This is a genomic window from Acetobacterium sp. KB-1 (assembly GCF_003260995.1).
In the GTDB taxonomy this organism is placed as follows: domain Bacteria; phylum Bacillota; class Clostridia; order Eubacteriales; family Eubacteriaceae; genus Acetobacterium; species Acetobacterium carbinolicum.
In genome coordinates, this window is sequence record NZ_CP030040.1 from 1933569 (window position 1) to 1959599 (window position 26031).

Below are 26031 nucleotides of genomic sequence, written 5' to 3' on the forward strand. Positions count from 1 at the left end.
TCTGCCACCTCCATCAGATCAGAATGTCCATTGGATTCTCCAATAGATCGCGTACTTTCAGAGAAAATTTGGCTGCCACGTCCCCATTTACTAACCGATGGTCATAGGTCAGTGAAATCATCATTTTTTTGCGGTTTTCCACCTGGTTGTCAACCAATGCCAACTCATCTTCAATTGAACAGATACCGATAATCACGGCATTGGGCTGATTCACAATGGGAGTAAATGAATGGACCCCGAACATCCCCAGATTGGAAATAGAGATGGTCGACCCCTGATAGTCATCCACCATCAGTCCGCCGGATTTGGCTTTGGCACTTAATAACTTAACCGCCGCCGAAATTTCTTCCAGACTTTTCTGATCAGCATTTTTCACCACCGGAACAATCAAACCCTCGTCCAATGCCACCGCAATACCGATATTCACATCCTGATGATGAATGATCTCTTTATCACCCAGACTGACTAGCACGTTTTTATCATAGTGCAGCACTTTGGCAACCGCCTTAACAATAAAATCGTTGATGGTCAGCTTATTATCCCGGTTTTCATTAACCTGTGTTCTGAATGCCAGCAGACTCGTCATATCGACCTTGGTATTCTGGGTGACGCAGGGGATTTCACTGTGGGCTTTTGCCATCCGTTCACCGACCACCTTCTGCATTCCCGATAGTGGCGTAGTATCAAGCACCGCCGCAACTGCCCCGGAAGTTTGCTGATTGGCTATTTTTGCCAGCACATCGCTTTTCATCACCTTGTTCTGGTGACCCGAACCCGTAACAGTACTTAAATCAAGGCCCTTGTCTTCGGCAATACGTTTTGCCAACGGTGATTTAGCAATTTCTCGCTCAACATCCCGGCCTTTGATTTCCCCGGCCGGACCGGTTGGCCGCACCGCACTCAGATTGATGGCGTTAGCTGCTGCCATTTGTTTTGCATAGGGCGTCGTTTTTACCCCGTTTATTTCGTCGGTAATCGCCGCTATTGGGGTTTTGACACTTTCTACTGTTTTTTCCGGAACCGCGGCGGTTGCACCGCCAGCTGTCTGTGGCTGATCCGGAACCACTTCTCCCGGTTTACCCACATAACCAATCGTGGTGACCACGGGTACTACCGCTCCGTCTTCAAAATAGCGACACAACAGCACCCCGGTCGCCGGTGCTTCAACTTCCATCGTGACCTTATCGGTTTCAATCTCTAACAGGCCTTCACCTTCTTCAACCTGTTCACCGACATGTTTAAGCCACGCAATAATGGTGCCTTCCTGCATATCCATCCCGGCTTTGGGCATAAATACTTCTACTGCCATTTTTTCTCCCTCCTGTTTTTTAACAACATCTTAAGCCAACATTTCTTTGACGGTTGCAATAATTTTGGCTTCGTCCGGGAGAATTCCCTTTTCCAGCACCGGGCAGAATGGTACCGGCACATCTTCCGAGGCCAGCCGCTTAAGCGGGGCATCCAGATAGTAAAACGCTTCACTATCAGCAATTCGGGCAATGATTTCACCGGCAATACCGCCTGTTTTTACGGCTTCATGAACCACCAGAGCATGACGGGTCTTGATCACCGACTTGATAATCGCTTCGGTATCCATCGGCAGTAAGGTTCGCAGATCAATGACTTCCACATCGATCCCTTCTTTTTCCAGGCTTTCTGCCGCGGCCAGACACATTTGCACCATCCGGCCATAGGTGATGATGGTACAGTCCTGGCCTTCGCGCTTCACATCCGCTTCGCCAATGGGAATCGTAAATTCTTCTTCCTCCACCATCCCTTTGGTCCGATACAAAAGTTTTTGTTCCAAAAAGATGACTGGATTGTTATCCCGAATCGCTGACTTTAATAATCCTTTAGCGTCTCTTGGCGTTGACGGCACAATCACTTTTAGCCCCGGCACATGACACAGCATCGCTTCCAGGGATTGGGAATGCTGGGCGGCCGCTCCGGTTCCGCCGCCGGATGCCGTTCGCAGTACCATCGGCACACTCACCTTGCCCCCAAACATATAGCGCATCTTTGGTGCCTGATTGACAATCATATCCCAACAGACAGTCATGAAATCCGAAAACATAATTTCCACAATCGGGCGCATCCCCGCCACTGCCGCACCAATCGCGCAGCCAACAAACCCCTGTTCTGAAATCGGCGTATCAATGATCCGGTCTTCGCCAAAGGTTTCGACCAGATCTCCCGAAACGCCAAAGGCGCCCCGGTAGACACCAATGTCTTCGCCCATCATAAACACGTCTTCGTCCCGGATCATTTCTTCACTGATGGCTTCTTTTATCGCATTTGCGTAGGTTATTTCTTTTTTAGGCATTTTCTGTCCCCCCTCTTATAACGCATAAACATCATGATACACATCATCAAGCTCAGGATAGGGACTATCCAGGGCAAACTTAACGGCCTTGTCAATCAGTTCAGTGGTCTCTTTATCCACGGCATCGAGTTCCTCAACCATGCAGGTCTTTGCCTCCAGCAGGTCATTTCTCATTTTATCAATGGGATTTCGGGCCTTCCAGGCATTGATTTCATCTTTGGTTCGGTATAGATTACCGTCACTTTTCGAGTGTCCTGAAATCCGATAAGTGTTTTCAACAATCAGCATCGGACCATTTTTTGCCACATAGTCGCGGGCGCTTTTAATGCATTCATAAACGGCCAACGAATCATTTCCGTCGACTGTTTCTGCCGGCATGCCATAAGGGATCGCCCGCTTGGCAATATCGGTATCTTTCATTACCTTGGAAATATGGGTCGACATGGCATAGGTGTTGTTGGTGCAGACAAAGAGAACCGGCAGATCCCAGGCCGAGGCCAGGTTCATCGCTTCGTGGAAGGCTCCTTCATTAGCCGCTCCATCGCCGAAAAAAGCTACCGTGACGACATCCTGCTTTCTTCTTTTGGCGGCAAAAGCACTGCCACAGGCCAGTGGCAGGGCCGCAGCGACAATCCCGTTGGCTCCCAGCACACCCTTGTCCTTATCGGCAATGTGCATGGAGCCGCCTTTTCCTTTGCAAACCCCGGTTGCCTTGCCAAATATCTCAGCCATCATCAGATTAATATCAATCCCCTTGCAAATGGCCTGGCTATGCCCGCGATGAGTGGCATACATCAGATCCTGGGGCTCTAAACCTTCACAGGTTCCGGCTGCGGCCCCTTCTTCACCTATACTTAAGTGGGTCGTGCCATGGATCATCCCCAGCGAAAAATAATGCTGAACCTTTTCTTCAAATTTTCTGCACAGGTACATATCTTTTAGTAACTTTAGTCCCAATTCCTTATTCTCGTTTTTCAATGGTGTTCCTCCCATATTGTTTGCTTATTCGAATTCTTGCTTAATGGCTATTTAGTAAATGGTGTTCACGTTTAGATTTATTTTAGCAAGAATCCGATTTTTTCAGGTGTTTTAACTTTCTTTCGAAATTTTTTTACCGGAAAGCTGATTCATAGGATTTAATTGTTGGTGTGCGTTTTTAATCAAATCCTATGAATATGCCAATATTTACCGTTGTAACAACCACTCTCAATGTAGCGTTTAAGTGTTGCTAGCACAAACAGATTGGTAAATCAGTTCCCTATCTTATAATTTTCTTAATGATCTTATAAATACAGTGTATCTTGAATCTTACGCAGTTGAACCATCAGCGAATCGTTATCCAAGGCAACATCAGCGTAAGTGACGATTTCACCTTTTTTAACGGCATTAATCATTTTAGTCTTTTTATTGACAATGCCCATCGGCAGCGCCCCTTTTTCATTGGCCACTGATGCTTTTTCAAAACTGCCATAAATTGAGAATCCGCCAATACCATCCAGGTATTCACCTGCTACTAAGTCCCGTTTTGCCACTGTAATGGTTTCCGAAACAAGCCCTTTTCTTGGAGCGATGGTCGGCACCCCATCAATTACCGCTTTTGCAACCGATAATGGTGTTTCCAGACTGCATAAATGATACGGTCTGTACAACACATAATTGGGACCTTTTCCCATACTGAGGTAGTTCAGTTCATGAATAATGTCGGGTTGTTCGGTTGATACAATAATGAATACACCTGGAGCAACACCATCAATATAATCAACGATCCCATAATTATTTAAAATTCCGCCTTCACTCTTTAGTCTGAACAGATCTGGTAACTCCGAAACAATGCCTTTTGCGCCATGACCACCCATTATATCCGGCAAGTAGCCGGTGGCATTGGACATTGCTGTCATTTCAACCATGGTTTTTGTCCCATCTTTAAATGAGGTAAGCATTTTCGGGCTGACGCCTTTTAAGGTTGCTTCTTCTAATACCGAGTCCGGATTGGACGTCTTATCAACCTTGTTATTTTTTCCCTTACCAATGACCCGCACATCAAATCCCAGCGCATCGGCAAAATCATATAATTCAAGCACGGAGCCCGGTTCGTCTCCTGCCGATCCGGTATAAACCACACCGGCACTCTGAGCCATTTTGTAAAGCATTGGTCCAATACAAACATCTGCTTCCACATTTAACATGACAATGTGTTTGCCGGCATTAATACTGTCGATCGCAACTTTTGCACCTACCTCAGGAACGCCAGTAGCATCCACGGCACAATCGATTAAATCTGTCTTTGTTGCAATTTCCGGATTGTCGGTGACAATGAATTTACCTTTGGCAAGCAGTTCATTGGCTTCTGAGATGGTATTGGCAATCATATAATCGCCTTCTTTTAAACCGGCATGTTGGTAGGCATTAATTGCATTTTCAATGTTAATGTCAACCACCACTGCAGGACGCATCCCTTTCATCGACATAATCTGTCCAACCATGCCCCGTCCCATTTGTCCTGCACCAACAATACTGGTCATGATGTGTTTTCCGTTTTCTTCTAATTGTGCTAGTTTGTAGTTTAGTCCTAACATTTTTTCCTCGCTTAATTTTATTTTTTATTTGTAAATAATTTGGAAGGGATCACCAATCTTAACTGCCGGAATCCCCTGGCCTTTTAACTCAATTTGTCCCGGTAGTTTTACCTGATCTTCCCCGGTAAAGCAAAATGAACAATGCCCCATGCTCTCTAATGTTATGTTTGCTTCATGTCCGACGGCTGTCACTTCATAAACGACATCCCCAAATCGTACCGCGTCTCCTTCTTTCACCTCCCTGATAAATTCTTTTTTGGTGTGTAAAACTGCTATTTCTGCCAATTCTGGCGGGGCATTTTCATCAAAAACGATGAGCAACTTTTCTTTTAAAAATTCCTCTACCATTTCTCCAATTTGGGTTATTTCTGTTGTGAAATCCATTTTATCTCCTTGCCTTTTGCTTAACTTTCTACTTAGCTGTACATTCCGATACTCAATACAAAACCGATCAGTACAGCAGCTGGGCCGGTAATTAATCGACTAAAGAGCACTGCCGGGACACCAATTTCGACTGTTTCTGTTTCAGCTTCTCCCAAAGACAAACCAACCGGAATGAAATCACACCCAACCTGTCCATCAATAGCAAAGAGTGCCGGTAAAGCCAATGCCGGAGCAATCGCGCCAGCGCCAATCTGAACCCCTACCAACGTCCCAACAACCTGGGCGATAACTGCCCCTGGTCCAAGAATCGGCGATAAAAATGGAAGGGTACATACAATTGAAATAAGCACAAGTCCTGGTAAGCTTCCCGCAAATGGCGAGATGGTATTCGCAATAATATCTCCCAGCCCGGTGACGGTAATGATCCCAATGAGCATCGCGATGAAGGCCATAAAAGGAAGCACGTTTTTAATAACCATGTCGATCGATTCCCGGCCCGCCTGATAGAACTTACCAACGACACCCCCAACAGCTTTTCCAAGCCGTGAGATAAAGCCAACAAAGCCCTTTTGCTTTTCTGCTGCTGCTTTTGCTTCAGCTTTTACTTCCTGATAGTCTTTTTTCTTTGATGGTTCACTTACGGGTGCTTCGCCGTCATACAACGATATATTATTTTCTTTTACCCCCGACACATAAATATCTTCTTTAATATACTGGGCTAACGGTCCCGCCTGACCAACCGGGGTCAGGTTGATGGTTAGGATTCCCTTTTTAGGATAAACCCCACACCGTGCGGTACCACCACAGTCTACAACCACACAAGCCACCTCACTATCTGGCGCACTGCTTAGAAATCCATCCAGAGCGATTCCGCCAGTCAAATCAGCAATTTTCTGGGCCACCGGATGAATGCCACCACCGGTAACCGACATAATATAAGCCTTTTCTTCAGTGGGTTTGATTACCAATGGACCACCCCATCCGCCTTGACCTTTTTCGATAAGAACTGCTTTATACATTATTCCACCTCCGTAGTAGCTTTTTTAGATGCCATGATTGCATAGATTCTTTCAGTAACGATTCCTCTTAAAAGAATAACCAAAACACCTGCGATAAAATACCGCACCGCTAAATCACCAAGCGGCAACCCCAAGGTTGTCAGCCCTGCTGCGATTCCCAGGTAGACAAAGAGTTCACCAGGATTAGCATGAGGAAATAAACCGGTAATCGGATGGCAAAATGAAACTGCTGAGTCATAAAATGCGGCCTTATGTTTTTCTTCAACAAATCGTCCAAAAGTATACGCCATCGGATTTGTGAGAAAGAACATGGCCAGAACCGGTAATACGGTGTAGCGCAAAATAAAGTTCTTGCTGCTAAACTTAGCCGCACGTTCCACCCGTTCTTCACCGATAATCTTAATCAATGAATTGACTGCCGTCATTAAGACGATTAATAGTGGTAAAATACCCGTTACCAAACCAACGAATGTTTCTCCTCCAGCTTGAAAGAGACCTATAAAATTAGTTGCCAATTGTGCTAAAAAATCCATTTTTTCACCTTCTCCTTATTTTAAAATCAATACCCAATAATGTGACCGCTCCAATAATTACCCCTAAAACGTTCCCCTTTTCACCTCCAATAATTTGTAATACTCTGCTAACTACATTACGTCACTTTATTTTCCAGAACTGTCAGGCTTGACAGTCCTGACTGTCAACACTGATTTTTTACTCCACCACCATGCCTGCTAATGCTTGTTGTTCTCTTCTTTTCTCATGAAGTTTTTGTCGCTGCTCTTTTTTCATATGTGTCTCAATGGCTTCCACTGCCTGAAGCAATGCTCCTCGCTTTTGAGGCGCCACTTTTTTTGATCCGTCTTTTCTTGTTTTCTGGGGTTTATTCAATTTCTGATCTTCGAGTATTGCCAGTTTTTTTATTTCATTCAAACTTAAACCAATATAGTCATCGGCTGTTTTAAATCGCTCAAATGAAGTGATTCCTCTCATGGTTTTGCAATTATTGATTGTTCCGGAATTTCTGTCATAGGACAAAATCAGAATTTGTCCACCTTTTAGCACCCCTCTTCGATACCCAACTCCCAGTAAGCCCTTGCCTTTAAGAGACCCCATGGCATTTTGATAGCTTTTGACCTGATAAAAAGTCAGAAGTCCCTGCAAACACATCCCAATAAAAATCAAAGCAATAATATAAGTCATGATTTTTCCTCCACTTCCCTTTCTTCAATCAACTTTCTGGCACACCCTGCATCGGTAATTAAAACATTAATGTATTGACCAGCAATAGCACCTCGAATGGCACTAACTTTCTCGGCACCACAGGTTACACCGATTGAATCCTTAACTGACTTTAGTTTTTTGATGTCAATGCCGATAACCGTTTCATTCATTTCAAACTGTTCAGTACGACCTGCACTATCAAAGAAATTCATACAGATATCACCAGCGACATTCTTTTTGCGCATCAGTTCCATCTCCCGTTCATCGTAATAGCCCGTCGCCATGGTTGTAGAATTTCTGGTTGGAACACCTAAACCGACCAAAGCAACATCCAATTTGTTAGTGAGTTTAATAATCTTTTCAATGTACGCTTCTCCAATTAGTCCTTCTTTGATGGATTTTTTTGAAACCTTAGCTGGTGCATGAAGTAAGATATATTGAGCTTTAAAGGCATTTGCCAGCTCTTCCACTAAATAATTTGAATGGAGCTCCATCCCTACCTGGCCAATACCGCCAACCAAGGGGATAAACATCGCGTTTTTTACGACTTTAGGCTGTATATATTTAGCAATATGCCCTAATGTCGTCCCCATTGAGACACCAATATTTTTCCCGTCTTTGACTAATCGCTCTAAATACTCAGCGGCAGCTTTTCCAACTTCATCTTTTTGAGCGTATAGATCTTTTTTCTCTTCAACAATAATCGCCTCTTTAAGTCCGTACATCAACTCCAGTTTTCTTTCCATTTCAAAATAACTATCTTCGGCCAAGTCTGGAATAATGATTCGTACCATCTGTGTCGCGCGTGCTTGTTCTAGTATTTTTGCCACGGTGGGCCTTGATATGGACAACTGTTTTGCAATCGTTTGCTGTGTTTCGTCGTGATTGTAGAACAGATCACATACTTTGAGCATCAATCGTTTATTATCAATTACTTTTTTCATACTAATCACCTTAAGGTCTTGATTTTGTTTTACAATTGTAAATTTAATGAGTGCGTTTCGTTTTCATATGTTTGGCTGATTTATTTTGCTGTTGTTGTTTAATTTATTGTAATTATAGCGTGTTTTTTCATTAAGTCAACAGTTTATTGTCGTTTTTTAGGTATTTTTTCGTCATTTTTTGCTCATTTTATACATTTGTTTAAGTAATGTTTTAAACTTTTTTTTCAAAATACAAGTTTATTTTTTAACAATCTATTTTTACAATTGTAAATTGATATTATTTTGTCAATTTACAATTGTAATCTCACTTCCTTTTGAGGGTTCCAAAAACATGGCTTGATTTATGAAAATTTCAAAAAATAAAAAGCGGCTACGTTGCCCAAAATTGGGTTTCAACATAGCCGCTGATGTTTTTTTTATCTATATATTAGACACTTTTAGACAGCTGATAAAGATTCTTGGTTATGATGGACTGATAGGTAAGCGATTCAAAAGATGGCGTAGTGCAAAATAGGTCGAATTATTGTAGACTAACCTAAAAGAACTTACAGGAGGTTCAGGATACAATGGACGAATCAAAAAGACAGCTTTGGGAAGAGCGTTTTGAAGAACAGGCAAACAGTGGAATGACGGTCGACGCCTGGTGTACCTCAAAGCAGCTTAACAAATATACCTACTATTATTGGAAGCAGCGGATCCGAAAGGCGAAAATGGAGCCGATGGAGAAAGGGACCACAGCACCACTGTTTGCAAAACTGGAAATGCCAACGGCTTCTGATGAGCGAATACCGGTGGCGGGACTGATTATCCGATGGCGGGGTTTTGAGCTGGTTTTGTCGGATCCCCATGATATCTCTCTGGCAACACAGTTTATCCGACAGCTTTCACAGTCATGATGGATCGGTTTATCAACGACACCACCCATATTTATATTGCGTGTGGAGCCACTGACTTCAGAAAACAGATGGATGGCCTGGCCGTCGTTGTTAATACGGAGTTCAAGCTGGATCCATTCGCTGACAAATGTGCCTTTATCTTCTGCAACCGGAAAAGAAATGCCCTTAAAGTTTTACGTTACGATGGCAACGGCTTTATTCTGGCTAGCAAGAAGCTGCTCAACGGCATGAAATTTCAGTGGCCCAGAACCCCATCGGAAGTCAGAGAAATAACCGGCCAGCAGGTTCAGTGGTTGCTTCAGGGGCTTGAAATCGAGCAGAAAAAAGCCCTTCAACCAGTGACGATGACGCTGGAAAACAGCTGCTTTTAACCGCTTCAAAACAGCGCAAATAAATTTGCAAAATGGCTTTAAAATGGCGTTTTAAAGACTTTTTATTACCGATAAATGTAGCATTCTGAAGCTAAAAATGGTATAATAGTACCAATAAAAAGCAAAGGAATGGATACGGATGACAGGACAAGAAGAACTGCTGATGCTGCGGGCGCTGGTGGAAAAACAGAAAGAAGAGCTGGCCGCCAAAGACGACATCATTGCCAAACAGAATATCCGCATTGAAAATATGGTGCAGGCGCTGCTGCAAGCTCGCAAAAAACTGTTTGGTTCCTCCACTGAAACATCGAGAAACCTGGATGGACAACTATCCCTGTTTGAAAAAACGCAGGAACTCGCGAAAGAACTGTTTGGTGAACAGCAGAAAATAACCGTCCCCAGTCATACCCGGAAAGCCCGCCAACCCGGAGTCCGTCAGGAAATGCTTGCCGGTCTTCCGAAGGAGATTGAAGAGTACATCATTGGGCCGGATGATTCCTGCGTCAAGTGCGGTGGAGCCCTTACGGTCATCGGCAAACGGATCGTCCGAACCGAAGTGACCTATGAGCCACCAAAACTGAAGGTGAAGCAGATTGTCCAGCAGATTGCAAAATGTACCCAGTGTGGCAAAGAAGGCAGTGAGAATCCCAAGGATCATTTTCAGAAAGCCGCCATACCGGTGCCGGTACTCCCGCATTCCATTGCCACGCCGTCTCTGGTGGCTCAGGTCATGTACCAGAAGTTTGCCATGGGCGTGCCCTTTGCCGTAAGTGCCTCAAAAGATGACGTATAGCAAGTTTGATCTAAACCTGATATACTGATGACATCATTATTTGAGGCACTTTTTGTAGTTATGATTGAGTCTGCACACCTCAGGCAATTCCTGAGACCATGGCAGGTATTTTTCAAGTACTTCCGGCTGGTGCAGATAGTCACTGTTGGGGATTTCTGTCAGAAGGTAATTCAGATATTCGAATACATTAAGTTCATTAGCCCGGGCTGATTCCACCAGCGTGTACAGAACCGCATTGGCGGTTGCACCTTTAGGCGAATCGGCAAAAAGCCAGGCGCGGCGCCCTGTTGCAAAAGGTTTGATGCTGGCCTCACAGAGATTGTTGGAGATGGGAAGACGTCCGTCTTCCAGGAAGGTTTCCAGATATTTCTTCTGGTTTTTGGAATAATTCAGGGCTTTAGTCAACTTTTCATTTGTCGTTGGAATGGCCGCAGTTTCGTCAACCCACGACCAAAAGGCATCGAGGATGGGGCGTGACCTTTCCAGACGCTTTTCTCTGATCTCCTCATAAGGAAGATCCTTTATTTCGTTCTCAATTTTAAAAAGCAGGTCGATGTACGCTCGTCCTTCGGCACCCTTTGAACCCGGGATTTCTTTCCCATTGCTGGTCAAGGGAATGCTGTCGATAAAATATCTACGACAGTGCGACCAACATAAGTTGCGCCGGATATTCTCGACTTGTTCATAAGCGGCATACGCATCCGTCGTTAAATAGCCATGGAATCCGGAAAGCAGCTGCCTGGCGATCTCCCCTTTGCGTGTCGGCGAATAATGAAAGAAAACGGCTCGGATTGTCTCGCATGCCGCACTACGGATCACCCACATATAGGATTCGCTGTTGGCTTTCCTGCCTTCCTCCCGGTTACACTGAATCCGTGTCTCATCCATATGCAGCACCTCACAGGTACGCAGTTCGGCAAGAATACGTTCATAAACCGAGGTTAGCCATTCTTCGCTGCAGCGGTTTGTCCAGTTGGCCATGTTTGACCGGGATAGAATGAGCCCCAACCGATACCAGTCTTTTTCCTGACGGGCAAAGGGCATGCCCATGGCAAACTTCTGGTACATGACCTGAGCCACCAGAGACGGCGTGGCAATGGAATGCGGGAGTACCGGCACCGGTATGGCGGCTTTCTGAAAATGATCCTTGGGATTCTCACTGCCTTCTTTGCCACACTGGGTACATTTTGCAATCTGCTGGACAATCTGCTTCACCTTCAGTTTTGGTGGCTCATAGGTCACTTCGGTTCGGACGATCCGTTTGCCGATGACCGTAAGGGCTCCACCGCACTTGACGCAGGAATCATCCGGCCCAATGATGTACTCTTCAATCTCCTTCGGAAGACCGGCAAGCATTTCCTGACGGACTCCGGGTTGGCGGGCTTTCCGGGTATGACTGGGGACGGTTATTTTCTGCTGTTCACCAAACAGTTCTTTCGCGAGTTCCTGCGTTTTTTCAAACAGGGATAGTTGTCCATCCAGGTTTCTCGATGTTTCAGTGGAGGAACCAAACAGTTTTTTGCGAGCTTGCAGCAGCGCCTGCACCATATTTTCAATGCGGATATTCTGTTTGGCAATGATGTCGTCTTTGGCGGCCAGCTCTTCTTTCTGTTTTTCCACCAGCGCCCGCAGCATCAGCAGTTCTTCTTGTCCTGTCATCCGTATCCATTCCTTTGCTTTTTATTGGTACTATTATACCATTTTTAGCTTCAGAATGCTACATTTATCGGTAATAAAAAGTCTTTAAAACGCCATTTTAAAGCCATTTTGCAAATTTATTTGCGCTGTTTTGAAGCGGTTAAAAGCAGCTGTTTTCCAGCGTCATCGTCACTGGTTGAAGGGCTTTTTTCTGCTCGATTTCAAGCCCCTGAAGCAACCACTGAACCTGCTGGCCGGTTATTTCTCTGACTTCCGATGGGGTTCTGGGCCACTGAAATTTCATGCCGTTGAGCAGCTTCTTGCTAGCCAGAATAAAGCCGTTGCCATCGTAACGTAAAACTTTAAGGGCATTTCTTTTCCGGTTGCAGAAGATAAAGGCACATTTGTCAGCGAATGGATCCAGCTTGAACTCCGTATTAACAACGACGGCCAGGCCATCCATCTGTTTTCTGAAGTCAGTGGCTCCACACGCAATATAAATATGGGTGGTGTCGTTGATAAACCGATCCATCATGACTGTGAAAGCTGTCGGATAAACTGTGTTGCCAGAGAGATATCATGGGGATCCGACAAAACCAGCTCAAAACCCCGCCATCGGATAATCAGTCCCGCCACCGGTATTCGCTCATCAGAAGCCGTTGGCATTTCCAGTTTTGCAAACAGTGGTGCTGTGGTCCCTTTCTCCATCGGCTCCATTTTCGCCTTTCGGATCCGCTGCTTCCAATAATAGTAGGTATATTTGTTAAGCTGCTTTGAGGTACACCAGGCGTCGACCGTCATTCCACTGTTTGCCTGTTCTTCAAAACGCTCTTCCCAAAGCTGTCTTTTTGATTCGTCCATTGTATCCTGAACCTCCTGTAAGTTCTTTTAGGTTAGTCTACAATAATTCGACCTATTTTGCACTACGCCATCTTTTGAATCGCTTACCCCTTTGCCCGTCAGGAAAAAGACTGGTATCGGTTGGGGCTCATTCTATCCCGGTCAAACATGGCTAACTGGACAAACCGCTGCAGCGAAGAATGGCTAACCTCGATTTATGAACGTATTCTTGCCGAACTGCGTACCTGTGAGGTGCTGCATATGGATGAGACACGGATTCAGTGTAACCGGGAGGAAGGCAGGAAAGCCAACAGCGAATCCTATATGTGGGTGATCCGTAGTGCGGCATGCGAGACAATCCGAGCCGTTTTCTTTCATTATTCGCCGACACGCAAAGGGGAGATCGCCAGGCAGCTGCTTTCCGGATTCCATGGCTATTTAACGACGGATGCGTATGCCGCTTATGAACAAGTCGAGAATATCCGGCGCAACTTATGTTGGTCGCACTGTCGTAGATATTTTATCGACAGCATTCCCTTGACCAGCAATGGGAAAGAAATCCCGGGTTCAAAGGGTGCCGAAGGACGAGCGTACATCGACCTGCTTTTTAAAATTGAGAACGAAATAAAGGATCTTCCTTATGAGGAGATCAGAGAAAAGCGTCTGGAAAGGTCACGCCCCATCCTCGATGCCTTTTGGTCGTGGGTTGACGAAACTGCGGCCATTCCAACGACAAATGAAAAGTTGACTAAAGCCCTGAATTATTCCAAAAACCAGAAGAAATATCTGGAAACCTTCCTGGAAGACGGACGTCTTCCCATCTCCAACAATCTCTGTGAGGCCAGCATCAAACCTTTTGCAACAGGGCGCCGCGCCTGGCTTTTTGCCGATTCGCCTAAAGGTGCAACCGCCAATGCGGTTCTGTACACGCTGGTGGAATCAGCCCGGGCTAATGAACTTAATGTATTCGAATATCTGAATTACCTTCTGACAGAAATCCCCAACAGTGACTATCTGCACCAGCCGGAAGTACTTGAAAAATACCTGCCATGGTCTCAGGAATTGCCTGAGGTGTGCAGACTCAATCATAACTACAAAAAGTGCCTCAAATAATGATGTCATCAGTATATCAGGTTTAGATCAAACTTGCTATACGTCATCTTTTGAGGCACTTACGACTGATAGTCTTCGATTATAACCAATTTTACAATTTATTACTCTATTGGCTTGTCTTCGAATCCCATAAACCGATCAAAATCACTAACAAAAAGTCGATCCTGCACAATACGATACTTTTCAAACTCGGTTTCGGCATGGAGTTTTGCCTGTTCATGGGATATTTTACCAGCCCCCTTTAAAATTTCGTTACCATTAAACTCTAAAAAACCGTCGAGCCTTTTTGCCCAGTCTTCCATCGATAAAGGAATCTTGCGTTCAGCTTGTAATTCTGCATAATCCAAATAAATGGACACAATACGTCCCATATAATCCATTTCTTTTTCATTTAGATAATTCTTCGCAATTGAAACATCTGCTTTGATGATTTTTCCCTGGGGTGCAGCCTGCCATGTGGTCAGACCCATATTCTCTTTTTTAGCATCAGCTCGTTCCACAATCAACTCAGCTGCCGTGTGACGATGAACAGCCCAGTGCATTTTATTTTGGACTAACTTGAAAAACTCACGAGTAGTATTGGCATCTTTGTCATAATCGAAGGCAGTGGCATAAATATCGGTCACTTTTTGATAAAATTTGCGTTCTGATAACCGAATTTCGCGAATATATTGTAGTTGACGGTCAAAATATTCGTCTGTAAACATATGGCCTTTTTTGAGCCGATCAACGTCCATTGTCCAACCTTGTATCGTATAATCTTTGACAATTTGAATCGCCCATTTCCTAAAACGAACTGCGCGTTCGTTGTTAACCTTGAATCCCACTGCGATAATCAATTGCAGACTATAATGATTTGTCTTGTACCGTTTACCATCTGCAGCAGTTATTAAGAATTTCTTAATAACTGCTGCAGACTCAAGTTCTCCGTCGCCAAATATTTTTTTAATATGCTGATTGATTGCAGAAACGCTGACATCATAGAGTTCCGCCATCATTTTTTGTGTAAGCCAAATATTCTCATCTTCGTAACGTATTTCAACGCCGCCCTCCCCGCTGGAAGCGACAAAGGTTAAGTACTCAGCAGCACTGCTATGTATGGTAATTTCGTTTTTCTTTTTATCATTGTTCCGTCTGGTCATTTAGAATCCCTCCTGATTAAACATGCGGCAAATATCATACATATTGTCATATATTAGAACAAATGTCAAAAGTCACCGACTTAATGCAGTGGTGACCAGTTCGATATTGTTTTGGACGGCCTGTTCGTAATTGTCGGTGCTTGCATAGGCTCCAACGGCCAGCAAGGTGGTCGCTTCATTCTGATATCCCAACTTACTGATTGTTTATTTGCAGAATTGACTGTCACTGTGACTGTTGATGTCATAATCATAGCCAGTAATGATGGCACCTCGTTCATCGAAGGTTTCGATGATATTACCCACATAACCTTTATGGTTTTTTCCAGCTTTGCGTCGAAAGGTTGCATCCGGATCCGAGGGATTCTGGAGGCTGTCGGGGGTAATGGATTTTTTTATTTTTTGGAATGGGTTTCCCGGTGCGATCCGGTTTTATCAGCTTGATGAATAGCCTTTACCATATTGGCAATACAGCTGTACAGAATTTCCAGCCGGGTCATTTTTTTACAGTTTGAAGCCACCATCACACTATCCATGCGTTTCATGGATGGTTTAATATTCATGTAATCCAGAAATGCTTCCGCCATGGATTCCATTTCTTCCTGCAGCAGATCGATTCCGGTTTCCAGCGTATACAATATCCATCAGAGAACCAAAACAGCGGAGTTCTTCGTACAGATCAAAAATATGTGTAAGTTTATCAATATCCATCGGAGAACCAAAACCAAGCATACTGATGCTGTTGTTTATCATCAGTGTAAGTTTATCAATATCCATCAGAGAACCAAAACGCTCTGTACTCTCTTTACTGTCTTTTTTACGTGTAAGTTTATCAATATCCATCAGAGAACCAAAACTCCCAGAATTGTAAGCAATACTTTTATAAAGTGTAAGTTTATCAATATCCATCAGAGAACCAAAACTTACTACGCTGTTAATTGTGTAAACAAACGGTGTAAGTTTATCAATATCCATCAGAGAACCAAAACATGTGGGTTCACGATATCATGAAGGTATTGGTGTAAGTTTATCAATATCCATCAGAGAACCAAAACGGTCCGGGGTTTCAATGTCGCTATGGTCCAGTGTAAGTTTATCAATATCCATCAGAGAACCAAAACCGATTGGTACTAACGCAACGCAACCTTCGTGTGTAAGTTTATCAATATCCATCAGAGAACCAAAACGGCAGCCATGGTATGCAGACGGAGCCACTGGTGTAAGTTTATCAATATCCATCAGAGAACCAAAACGTAAATTGTATACAAAAACAACAAATCCGGGTGTAAGTTTATCAATATCCATCAGAGAACCAAAACGACTGTTTTAATGGCCATCTTGTCAAATTCGTGTAAGTTTATCAATATCCATCAGAGAACCAAAACGCATTGATTACAAAGTAAAGGGGTAAACCAGTGTAAGTTTATCAATATCCATCAGAGAACCAAAACTGACCCATACGGCGGCGTTAAGTGGAAAGGTGTAAGTTTATCAATATCCATCAGAGAACCAAAACATGAAATTTATTTCAACGCATTAACGGTTTGTGTAAGTTTATCAATATCCATCAGAGAACCAAAACAGGCCGTTAATTACATGCAGTGTTACGGATGTGTAAGTTTATCAATATCCATCAGAGAACCAAAACAAGAAATGGGTAACAGTTAAGGATAAGCGTGTGTAAGTTTATCAATATCCATCAGAGAACCAAAACCATCAGCACCATACACGCAAGATGTAACAGTGTAAGTTTATCAATATCCATCAGAGAACCAAAACAAGGCTGGTAAATAAATATGAGACAACAACGTGTAAGTTTATCAATATCCATCAGAGAACCAAAACGCGTAGAAGCTGAGGGAGACAGAACGGTTTGTGTAAGTTTATCAATATCCATCAGAGAACCAAAACGGGCTTGGCAACGATACACCGACTTGGGCGGTGTAAGTTTATCAATATCCATCAGAGAACCAAAACGTCATCGGATTAAGACACATTGTAAACTTATGTGTAAGTTTATCAATATCCATCAGAGAACCAAAACCACTAACTACGATCATCACTGGAATAGTAAGTGTAAGTTTATCAATATCCATCAGAGAACCAAAACTAGAGGTTTTGACTTCCGATGAATATAAAAGTGTAAGTTTATCAATATCCATCAGAGAACCAAAACTGTTGATGGGCGCTTTAGTAGCGTCTATGAGTGTAAGTTTATCAATATCCATCAGAGAACCAAAACGTGCTACCGTACTTATAGTTTTCTTGGGCTGTGTAAGTTTATCAATATCCATCAGAGAACCAAAACAAGTGCTGTTAGTTTATATTACGTTATTTCGTGTAAGTTTATCAATATCCATCAGAGAACCAAAACCTATAGTATCAAGATAAGAAGAAGCCCTACGTGTAAGTTTATCAATATCCATCAGAGAACCAAAACCAAGCCTAGTCTGTACGGTTGGTGGTTTTGGTGTAAGTTTATCAATATCCATCAGAGAACCAAAACGGGGTAAGGATATTAAGCTCAAGGACTATCGTGTAAGTTTATCAATATCCATCAGAGAACCAAAACCTGGGGCATTGGTCGCAGCGGTTGGCCCGGGTGTAAGTTTATCAATATCCATCAGAGAACCAAAACGCTATCGGCTACGATATCGAGAACGAATAGGTGTAAGTTTATCAATATCCATCAGAGAACCAAAACAAAGTCGAAGTCTTTCAATCAATAATGAGAGTGTAAGTTTATCAATATCCATCAGAGAACCAAAACCCAATATCAAATTTAAAGCTGTGAGCAAAGGTGTAAGTTTATCAATATCCATCAGAGAACCAAAACTTCCCGCCCATGTAGCAGTTGAGATTTTAGTGTAAGTTTATCAATATCCATCAGAGAACCAAAACAGTAATACCAGCGTAAAGATCGATCGGAATGTGTAAGTTTATCAATATCCATCAGAGAACCAAAACTACTTCTTTGGTGAATACTTCAGTGGCATTGTGTAAGTTTATCAATATCCATCAGAGAACCAAAACCTTAAATTCAATTTAACATGTTTTTTAGCTAATTGCAATCATAATCTGATTTTATTTTTTCATGACCTAAAACCGCATGTTGATGCGATTTTAGAGTTCCAAAATGTCTTCCGTATTGAGAAATGTTTCAGATGCTGTTTTATCGCCTATTAAGATCTGCATAGACGCATATTGTTTTTCGGTAATTGTCAGCACTCTCACCGAGCCGTGGGGTGGGAGAAAGGATTTGATGATGCCTACATTTTTTCGGGCATCATCATGATTACGGGTCACTCTACAATATACCGATAATTGCACCATAAAGAATCCATTCTTGATCAGGTTTGTTCGGAATAATGACGCCTCGCGGCGATCGCTTTTCGTTAACGTTGGTAAATCAAACATTACTATAATTCGCATGACTCTGTTATTCACCATCATTCCCCTTAAAAAACACATCATTCAACTGAATTTCCGGAATTTTCAACAAGGTCACATCTTCTTTAGCAATTGCTGAAGTCAGGCTGGAAATATATTCTGTCAGAGCATACCGCAAGTGATACTTCCGGTTGCCCACCAGAACCGTGTGATTCACCAGATTAACAAGATCCCGTCGATTTTCTTTTGTCAGCTCATTAACCAGGTCCTCCTGATTCTGATCTACCCATAAATCCACCAATGGCCGCAATGGTTCCATTAAATCATCGGCCAGATTAAAACCGTTGTGACGATTAATATGGTGAACACCCAATGCACAGCTAAAGCCGAATACCGCCAGTGTTTTAGCAACCGATGACCTCATGATGGTATAACCATAATTAAGAGCGGCATTAATAGCGTTATCGTGATCTCTGACAAAACCCGCCCCATAAAGCCGATTAAAAAACCACTTGGCCGCAATCCCTTCGCGATTGGTGACATCATCATAGTCCACCTCATCCCTGAACTTCAACATCCGCTGCACGTGCTCATCCGGCACCTTGCAGAGAGACAATACCTTCGCCTGATTTTTTATTTTCCCTTGGATAATGGTTTTCCATAAAAGACCTTTAAAAAACTCCGTCATCTCAATCTGCATTTTCAGTTTTCCAAACGGTGCATAGCTGCCATTCATCGGATAAGTGTGGGAAACCGGCAAATGGCTTTCATCACAGAATAAAATATGGGCACCGCATTGGGTAATGGCGTTTAAGGCAGCAATGGTCAAGGTAGTCCGTGGATTGTCAATGACAATGGAATAAATATCTGAAAGTGGAATTTTCTTTTCTTCCTCATTTTCGGATACGATCAGCCAATTGTTTTTTACAGTTATTTTTTCGCCGGTATTAATGATAAGGGTGCGGAACATTTGATTTCACCCCCTTTGTTACCTAGAATATCGATATCATATTTTTTGAATACATCGGATTTTGAAACAGTAAGCGGTGTTTTTCGTTTCGGTTTTGTTGGTAAAGCTACTTTCAATTTATTTTGATTTACGTTCTCTACTGATTTATAAAAACCCAAAAACTTCATTTCATCTTTTTTCTTGCTAAACACTTTAATATAATCATTTTTAAACAGATACATCACATGTTCTCCATAGTTCTCTGGCAATGACTTCTCTTTTAAACATAGCTTTTTATCTTTATTAGTAAGATCCGTATGCTTAATCCCCCAGATGGCTGTTTCACCTTTTTTATTTTGGTACACCTCGACACAGTAATATTTCATTTTTCCGAGAATAGAATAATTCTGTTCACTGATCTCTTTTTTATAATAGTTGCTTATTGAACCCTCTATCACTGATACTCGGTTAACAGTTTGACCCTTCTTTGTTTTAAACTGTTTTAAACTGTTTTAAGTTATAGGTCTTGAGATATGCATCAACAGTTGGAAATGTCTCAAATACTTCTTCCAGACTTTCAATCAAATCAGTATCAGCCGTTCTTAAACGCACCATATCTTTTGGTTTTAAATCACTAATATTTGCTCGATTGATCTTCATTAAAACCCCATCAATTTCGCATACTTTTATTGGTTCTGCATCAGAAATCTTCCCCCGGTATTTCCGTTCCTGTTTCTGTGAAACAATGGGCAGATGAGGTTTGATCACAAAATCAGACACCCCCCCATAAAAGGCTTGCACCCGTTCATCAAACAATTCCGGGTTTTCTTCATCAAAACGAATGGCCACTTCTTTTTCCAGTTGATCGACAAAAGAAGGCACTCTGTTTGTTTTTGTTAGCAGTCGCTGGGTATATTCGGGTTTAAAGCCATAAAATTCACTCATTTTGACAAGACAGTCTTTTAAATATTTCTGATATTCATCATTCGTGGTATTCCGGTAGCGTCTACTCATCTGGCCCAGTTTCATATTGTCCGATGAAATTTCTACATAGGCCGGTGTCAAGTTGGCGATAACAACCGCATCCACCGCATGATTGAGATATGATTCCCGATCTTTTATTTCCTTGCCCCAATTGGTGTCCCGCAACCAGATTCTTCGAAACTTAGAAGTAATCCCGCCTTTAATCCCATAAACCGGTTCTGGTCGGTTACTGTTAAACTGCAAATTGGATTTTAGATAGCCAATTAAATATTTAGTGATATAACGGGTATCGTTAATATTTCTTGATTTCCAATCTCGCAACATGTTCTCATCATTAAGATTTTCAAGCATTAAGTATTTGTATTTTTTATCTGATATCTGCTTTTGTTTTTTATTATGCATTTCATTGATCCGGGCAATAAAATCCTCTTTTTGCTGATTCCCCATATACATCAGGGGTGTTCGCTGTTTCTTAACCTGATTTTCATTACCTAGCACCAGTGCTTTATTATGCAGGGTATTATCCAGTATAAGCGAATACGGAACAATATGGTCGACTTCGTAGCGATGAGATTTATCCCTCAAAACTAGTTCAATATCGCCCAAGGTTTTGCCCGAATAGAGACATTTACAATTCTGTTGATAATATAATTTATACTTGTCAATTTGGGGGCCACTGGCATCGCCAACCTCAATCTGCAAAAGATCAGCGATTTCTTTTTTTACTCTATCGTTGTTCTTTTCATTTTCCTTTTGGTTTTTCTGAATCACTGCGCGCTCTGTAAAACTCCGATTAAGCTCACTGGCAACCTCCAAATTGATACACTCCGGACTGCCATATTTCCGAATAATGGCATTAATCAGCTTTCTGGTTTCATTAATAGCGCGGAACACCACCGGATTATCTTTTATCTCCGGATCATCCAGGGTTTTTAAAAGCATACTTCGATATTCCGGACTGATATTTTCCTGCCGTTCTTTGAGTTTATTGGCCTGAAAATTACCATAGGTTTCGCCATTCATAAAAGCCTGAATTGCCTCGCACATATATTTATAACTGACATTACTGGTGCCACTAATTTTCTTTGCACACAGCTCCTTTAACAAGGGTTCAGTCATCCAGGACAGTTTCTTAAGTTCATCCTTTCTTCGTTTAGGGGTTTGATATTTTGAAATTAGTTCGCCCATCTGATGCAGCCGTGAATAATTATCGACATCAAATTGGTCTTCACTAATAAAACCATTCCAATCCAAACCGCAACATTCAATCATATTCTTGATCACTTTAAGATACTTGATAGCTTTTGAAAGAGCGCTATCATCTGAAAAATCACTCTTTGACATCGTGATACCATGTTTTTTTACAATCTTTTTTGCCTCGGTCATGGTCAGATTTCCGGTTTTAAGCAAGGTTTGAACCAATTCCCTGGCAGCCTCGGGTTTTAAATAATAGTCACCCGGTTCACTGTCCTCATATCGGTATTGAGATAAGGTATTTATCACCGCATAAACATCTGAGATAACCGTGCTACGAAAGCCGCGATCCAAATCTTTGTAGTACATACACTTTCCAACTGAAAGCAAAAATCCTTTGTAACGTCTATACGCATCATTTTTATCACCTGGGCCATCTTCGAAATCCCGTTGATCAAAGATAATGGCATCCAGTCTCTCAATATTAGCTGACGATAGGCATTCATAATACTTACTTTGTTCTTCTAATATCTGGTGCATTTCATTTTTTAAATACTCACGATTAATTAAATAATGAACCGATTTGAAATGATTGTTTCTAAAATCGGGATAAGGCTGCCCGTCCTTTTTAAATTTTTCTAAAATGCACTCCGCCGGAGTTCTAAAATTTGATGATTTATAAAGCTTATCAAAATTGTTTAGGGCTTCATAATCCGCCTCTTCTTCGGCATCGAGTGATTCTACTTCCAAGGCATAAAAATCCTTATAGCCCCGATTATTAGCAAAATGGATCAGGCAAGCGCCGATCTCCTTCGGGGAAATTTTTTCATTCAGCGCCTTAACCCGAATTTCATAGATGTCCTGATTATTTGTTTCAAAATACTGATTAAGTTCCTCAATCTTTACCAAACCAATATTCTGCAGATGTCCCTTTATCCGTTCTTTTCTGTGCTTTTTCCGACGGATCAATCGTCTCGCCCCTCGAAAACCTCTCCGCTGCTGACTTTTTCGTTCATTTTGTCGCGGATCTTCTCCTGATTCAAAAATCCGCACCCCGAAATTTTCAATACGAGCCACCTTTGAATCGCCCGAAATGATCGCCCAACCAATTGAACCAATGCCGATATCTAAACCCAGTCGATATTTTAACATAATTTTTCTCCTTAAACAGATTGACAATGCATTTTTAATCGTATACAATTAATTCAAAGAATTACTAATGCGTAAGTTTATCAATATCCATCGATAATTTTATTGATTTAGTGTAAGTTTATCAATATCCATCAGTAGTTCTAAGATAAGGCACTTCTAACGAGGTCGCCGTGGGGTATGGTGGTAACCGTCAAGCAATCCACCTTTTTTAAAATGCAAAGCACCTTTCGGGGTGCTTTTTATTTACTTGAGCAAGATAATGTTTACTATAAATGACTCCTTGTTCCATTATACGCCCATGCGGATATTTATGCAATTATCTTTATGGAAACGATTGATTATTAAACTGATTTTCAGACTATATATGTTTGATTAAAGAATTTTGCAAATTGAGCTGGCATGTGCAGTGTGCGGGCGATTAATAATCACCCCTACAAAAATGTTAATTCAACTTATATAGCGTCTTTTCCCTCTTTAATAAAAAAAAGCATGGATGCAGTGATCACACTGCTCTCCATGCTTTTTTGCATTGGTGGTCAAAATCCAAAATCATCTACTAAGGCAATATCGATGATAAATTCATGTCGTGCCAATTCTATCTCCGATACGACATCCTTCATGACCAGATCGTACTTTTCATCTTGTGAATAGTTCTGATTTCTAAAGATAAATTTTTCTTTAAACATACGTTTATCAACTTCCTGGTCTTTTCGATCCGCCACGATGATTTCCCGGTCGGATATTTTATCTCCGGACTCACTTTCAAAGTAGACTTCAACCTTGGCTGGCCGCAGACGATCGGTAACGGCTTCATTTTGCAGAAAATCCAGATAGACAATCAGGTTGGTAATCTTGCGGGTCACTGAAGTAAGGACAACCGTCACCTTTTCCACATCTTTCTTTCTTTTTTCGGTTTTGACTTTTATCAGTGGAATCACTATTTCCTGAAAGCTGGCCCCACCGTGGACAAAGTTCTGCCCGCCGCCGGGGGTTTTGAAAACAGCCACACCCCGGGGCACGGAAACCAACACATCCTTATTTTGAGCTCCGGCGTAATCCAGAGGATAAGTCAAAGTTCCATTTAAGTCGGGCAATTCATTAGAAAGGATAAATCGCTTATTAATAAAGTCGCCGGACTGTTTTGGCAAGGTAAGCTTATCACTTTCATCGAGCTTATCGCGCTTGTAAATAAAGCCATGATCCGCCGTGATGATGTAATTGGTAATGGATTTATCCACGGTCAGTTTTTGAATCAGATTTATGAGTTCACTCACCGTCTCCTCCACTGCCGTAAACACTTCATTTTCCGTGGCCATATGGTCACCCCGGGCATCGATCTGATTATGATAGATATAAATCAGCTCTTGTCCGGTCATGAGCTTGCGGATGGACTGCCGATTCATTGCCATCACCGCCTGATAGGTGGCGACAACCGATAGTGGATGACGGGTTTTTAAGATCTTCTCCCGTTGTTCACTGGATAAACAGGGCATCCCATCCACCAGCACATCACCGGCTGAATTAATGGTCAAGGATTGATGAGGCAACAACGCCGCCATGCCCAGACGGGTAAAGGATGGCAGCGCCGCAATCATCGGACTGATTTCCGATTTGGTATTGGCCCGCTCATTGAGTCGTTTATCAAGTTCTACTCCAGCCTCATAGCGAAGGGCATCGGAGATAATCACCACGGTTACTTCTTTTTTTATCGCCGGAGCTACCTGCCATTGATAGAAATGCCACTGTTTTTCGCCGGCTAATTGATGCCATCCGGCTACCTTTTCCAGGGTGTCCGCCCAGGCAATGGACAACTTAAGCAGATAGGCATTGGTATACAAGTTTTCAACCCAGCTTCTTAATTCATGCAACGCCTCATCGCCCTGGATCTTGTCATAGGCCGTATAAAAACCACGGTAATAGCGGTCGATGCTTTCCCATTTTGTGGCATACATCTGAATAAATTCATCGGCATTTCCAACTTCCAGCAATTCCTGTGAAAAAGCCTGAATGCCGCCAACCAGCTGATCAGCCTTATCCAAAGCTTTATAATGATGCAAGTAGGTTGGGGAAAAGTGTTTTCGGGCGCTACGGTTTCTGATCATTTCCCGGTGTTCCTCTGGAAGAGGGGCACCTCGGTTCACCAGGTCTTCGGCCATCGCCCTAATGATGTAAACATCAAAGGCTGCGAAGGTGTCACATTCAAAGTAATTCTCAACTGGCACCGAAGCCAGAAAATCATCGACCTTCAATTTCCTGCCAATTTCGCTGGCGATTTTATCATACCGATCCTGCGAATAAATATTATTCATAAAATTGGAAACAAAAATAGCTACATCGTTTTTCTTATGCGAAACAAAAGGCTGCCAGCTTTTTGGCAGTTCCCCGATAAACGAATTGGCAGTGTGGGTAACCAAAAGCGTGGCGACCAGTTTTTCAAAGGTTTTGTTTTCTTCCACATAGCCGTAGTATTTAGCACATAAAGCCCAAAAACTGGACAGAATATCCATTTTTTCAAACTCATCCAGGTATTTGTTTTCTTTATATTTATTCTCTTTTAAACCGCCACTGATAATCATTTTTTTTAGAATCTCATCCAGGCTGGGGGTTTTCACCCCCGCCAACACCGCAAGCAGTCCGATTTCAATGATTTCCGGATTATATTCCGCAATCCCTAAAGCAATAAACTTATCAATCCGTTCATTGGCTTTCCAGAATTTTCCATACTGGGAAAGCTGTTCCCGATGTTTTTCTGGAATACTATAGGTACTGCACAGAAGCGACACGCGATCCGTAAAAAATTGCCGGGAATAATAAACCATATCTGCCAAATGATTATCCTTATCACCAGGCTTCGGAAAAGGAGCATAAATCAGGTAGTTATGATCCTCACACTCAAGAAAAAACTTGGTGTACAGAGTATTGTCTCCAGTTAAACGATGGATCCTTGCGTTATCTAATAGCAGGCTTTCTATATCTTCGATGAATTCGCCGTTATCATCATACCAGAAAACAAGCCTTCGTCCTTCTCCCTGGAATTCTTTATTTAATTGTTCTTGTATCGTTTGCAGATTCATACGTCACCCCCTTATCAGCTTTAAAGCCCTT

General features: G+C 42.4%; 23 protein-coding genes and 1 CRISPR repeat array. Of the genes, 4 read left to right on the plus strand and 19 right to left on the minus strand.

Annotation, left to right across the window (positions count from 1 at the left end; genetic code table 11):
* Positions 1 to 13: 13 nt before the first annotated feature.
* The 9 genes from DOZ58_RS09060 to DOZ58_RS09100 all read right to left on the minus strand — a co-directional run bounded on the left by DOZ58_RS09060 (position 14) and on the right by DOZ58_RS09100 (position 8467).
* Positions 14 to 1309, minus strand: coding sequence for a dihydrolipoamide acetyltransferase family protein (locus DOZ58_RS09060; protein ID WP_111887990.1), 1296 nt, complete (start codon positions 1307 to 1309; stop codon positions 14 to 16).
* 30 nt (positions 1310 to 1339) lie between these two features.
* Complete coding sequence (locus tag DOZ58_RS09065; protein ID WP_111887991.1) at positions 1340 to 2323, minus strand: alpha-ketoacid dehydrogenase subunit beta; 984 nt, start codon at positions 2321 to 2323, stop codon at positions 1340 to 1342.
* A 15-nt stretch (positions 2324 to 2338) separates the two neighbouring features.
* A complete protein-coding gene (locus DOZ58_RS09070) occupies positions 2339 to 3301 on the minus strand; it encodes a thiamine pyrophosphate-dependent dehydrogenase E1 component subunit alpha (protein WP_111887992.1) in 963 nt (320 codons plus the stop codon).
* 305 nt (positions 3302 to 3606) lie between these two features.
* A complete protein-coding gene (locus DOZ58_RS09075) occupies positions 3607 to 4899 on the minus strand; it encodes an NAD(P)H-dependent oxidoreductase (RefSeq protein ID WP_111887993.1) in 1293 nt (430 codons plus the stop codon).
* 24 nt (positions 4900 to 4923) lie between these two features.
* Positions 4924 to 5283 carry a PTS glucitol/sorbitol transporter subunit IIA gene (locus DOZ58_RS09080; RefSeq protein WP_111887994.1) on the minus strand — a complete coding sequence of 120 codons (360 nt, stop codon included), beginning with the start codon at positions 5281 to 5283 and terminating at the stop codon, positions 4924 to 4926.
* A 32-nt stretch (positions 5284 to 5315) separates the two neighbouring features.
* Entirely contained in the window at positions 5316 to 6302 is a 987-nt protein-coding gene (locus tag DOZ58_RS09085; RefSeq protein ID WP_111887995.1) for a PTS glucitol/sorbitol transporter subunit IIB, read from the minus strand.
* Positions 6302 to 6835 carry a PTS glucitol/sorbitol transporter subunit IIC gene (locus tag DOZ58_RS09090; RefSeq protein WP_111887996.1) on the minus strand — a complete coding sequence of 178 codons (534 nt, stop codon included), beginning with the start codon at positions 6833 to 6835 and terminating at the stop codon, positions 6302 to 6304. The genes DOZ58_RS09085 and DOZ58_RS09090 overlap by 1 nt, the downstream gene beginning before the upstream one ends.
* A 178-nt stretch (positions 6836 to 7013) precedes the next feature.
* Complete coding sequence (locus DOZ58_RS09095) at positions 7014 to 7502, minus strand: transcriptional regulator GutM (RefSeq protein ID WP_111887997.1); 489 nt, start codon at positions 7500 to 7502, stop codon at positions 7014 to 7016.
* Complete coding sequence (locus tag DOZ58_RS09100; protein ID WP_242988652.1) at positions 7499 to 8467, minus strand: sugar-binding transcriptional regulator; 969 nt, start codon at positions 8465 to 8467, stop codon at positions 7499 to 7501. The genes DOZ58_RS09095 and DOZ58_RS09100 overlap by 4 nt, the downstream gene beginning before the upstream one ends.
* 566 nt (positions 8468 to 9033) lie before the next feature.
* Between DOZ58_RS09100 and DOZ58_RS09105 the strand changes: the two genes are divergently transcribed.
* The 3 genes from DOZ58_RS09105 to DOZ58_RS09115 all read left to right on the plus strand — a co-directional run bounded on the left by DOZ58_RS09105 (position 9034) and on the right by DOZ58_RS09115 (position 10527).
* Entirely contained in the window at positions 9034 to 9363 is a 330-nt protein-coding gene (locus tag DOZ58_RS09105; RefSeq protein WP_111887798.1) for a hypothetical protein, read from the plus strand.
* Positions 9360 to 9734: an IS66 family insertion sequence element accessory protein TnpB gene (gene tnpB, locus DOZ58_RS09110; RefSeq protein ID WP_111887999.1), complete on the plus strand. Its 375-nt coding sequence runs from the start codon at positions 9360 to 9362 to the stop codon at positions 9732 to 9734. Before DOZ58_RS09105 ends, tnpB (DOZ58_RS09110) begins: the two co-directional genes overlap by 4 nt.
* 139 nt (positions 9735 to 9873) lie before the next feature.
* On the plus strand, positions 9874 to 10527 hold the full coding sequence (locus DOZ58_RS09115; protein WP_111888000.1) for an IS66 family transposase zinc-finger binding domain-containing protein: 654 nt from the start codon (positions 9874 to 9876) through the stop codon (positions 10525 to 10527).
* A 36-nt stretch (positions 10528 to 10563) separates the two neighbouring features.
* Here the strand turns inward: DOZ58_RS09115 and DOZ58_RS09120 are convergent, their stop codons facing one another.
* The 3 genes from DOZ58_RS09120 to DOZ58_RS09130 form a co-directional block, all read right to left on the minus strand.
* Positions 10564 to 12186: an IS66 family transposase gene (locus DOZ58_RS09120; protein WP_111888001.1), complete on the minus strand. Its 1623-nt coding sequence runs from the start codon at positions 12184 to 12186 to the stop codon at positions 10564 to 10566.
* A 139-nt stretch (positions 12187 to 12325) separates the two neighbouring features.
* Positions 12326 to 12700 (minus strand): IS66 family insertion sequence element accessory protein TnpB, encoded by a 375-nt coding sequence (tnpB, locus tag DOZ58_RS09125; protein ID WP_111887999.1) that lies wholly within the window; start codon positions 12698 to 12700, stop codon positions 12326 to 12328.
* The gene (locus DOZ58_RS09130; RefSeq protein WP_111887798.1) at positions 12697 to 13026 is read right to left on the minus strand and encodes a hypothetical protein; all 330 of its coding nucleotides are present in this window, start codon (positions 13024 to 13026) and stop codon (positions 12697 to 12699) included. The genes tnpB (DOZ58_RS09125) and DOZ58_RS09130 overlap by 4 nt, the downstream gene beginning before the upstream one ends.
* 78 nt (positions 13027 to 13104) lie before the next feature.
* Here DOZ58_RS09130 and DOZ58_RS09135 point away from each other — a divergent pair, with 78 nt between their 5' ends.
* Complete coding sequence (locus DOZ58_RS09135) at positions 13105 to 14118, plus strand: IS66 family transposase (RefSeq protein WP_256372223.1); 1014 nt, start codon at positions 13105 to 13107, stop codon at positions 14116 to 14118.
* 101 nt (positions 14119 to 14219) lie between these two features.
* On the opposite strand, the gene DOZ58_RS09140 is transcribed toward DOZ58_RS09135, so the two are convergent.
* From DOZ58_RS09140 to pglZ, 7 genes are all read right to left on the minus strand, one after another.
* The gene (locus DOZ58_RS09140; RefSeq protein WP_111888002.1) at positions 14220 to 15260 is read right to left on the minus strand and encodes a virulence RhuM family protein; all 1041 of its coding nucleotides are present in this window, start codon (positions 15258 to 15260) and stop codon (positions 14220 to 14222) included.
* A 392-nt stretch (positions 15261 to 15652) separates the two neighbouring features.
* Positions 15653 to 15853, minus strand: a complete 201-nt coding sequence (locus tag DOZ58_RS18545) for a hypothetical protein (protein WP_162624487.1) — start codon at positions 15851 to 15853, stop codon at positions 15653 to 15655.
* 27 nt (positions 15854 to 15880) lie between these two features.
* A CRISPR array of direct repeats spans positions 15881 to 18290; the repeat unit is 36 nt; unit sequence GTGTAAGTTTATCAATATCCATCAGAGAACCAAAAC.
* Between the two features lie 90 nt (positions 18291 to 18380).
* Positions 18381 to 18689, minus strand: coding sequence for a CRISPR-associated endonuclease Cas2 (gene cas2, locus DOZ58_RS09145; protein ID WP_111889724.1), 309 nt, complete (start codon positions 18687 to 18689; stop codon positions 18381 to 18383).
* Positions 18690 to 18696: 7 nt separating this feature from the next.
* Positions 18697 to 19617: a type II CRISPR-associated endonuclease Cas1 gene (gene cas1 / locus DOZ58_RS09150; RefSeq protein ID WP_111888003.1), complete on the minus strand. Its 921-nt coding sequence runs from the start codon at positions 19615 to 19617 to the stop codon at positions 18697 to 18699.
* On the minus strand, positions 19578 to 19961 hold the full coding sequence (locus DOZ58_RS09155) for a hypothetical protein (protein WP_162624488.1): 384 nt from the start codon (positions 19959 to 19961) through the stop codon (positions 19578 to 19580). The genes cas1 and DOZ58_RS09155 overlap by 40 nt, the downstream gene beginning before the upstream one ends.
* Positions 19962 to 20088: 127 nt before the next feature.
* Entirely contained in the window at positions 20089 to 22926 is a 2838-nt protein-coding gene (cas9, locus tag DOZ58_RS09160) for a type II CRISPR RNA-guided endonuclease Cas9 (protein WP_111888005.1), read from the minus strand.
* A 536-nt stretch (positions 22927 to 23462) separates the two neighbouring features.
* Positions 23463 to 26000: a BREX-1 system phosphatase PglZ type A gene (gene pglZ / locus DOZ58_RS09165; RefSeq protein ID WP_111888006.1), complete on the minus strand. Its 2538-nt coding sequence runs from the start codon at positions 25998 to 26000 to the stop codon at positions 23463 to 23465.
* Positions 26001 to 26031: the final 31 nt, after the last annotated feature.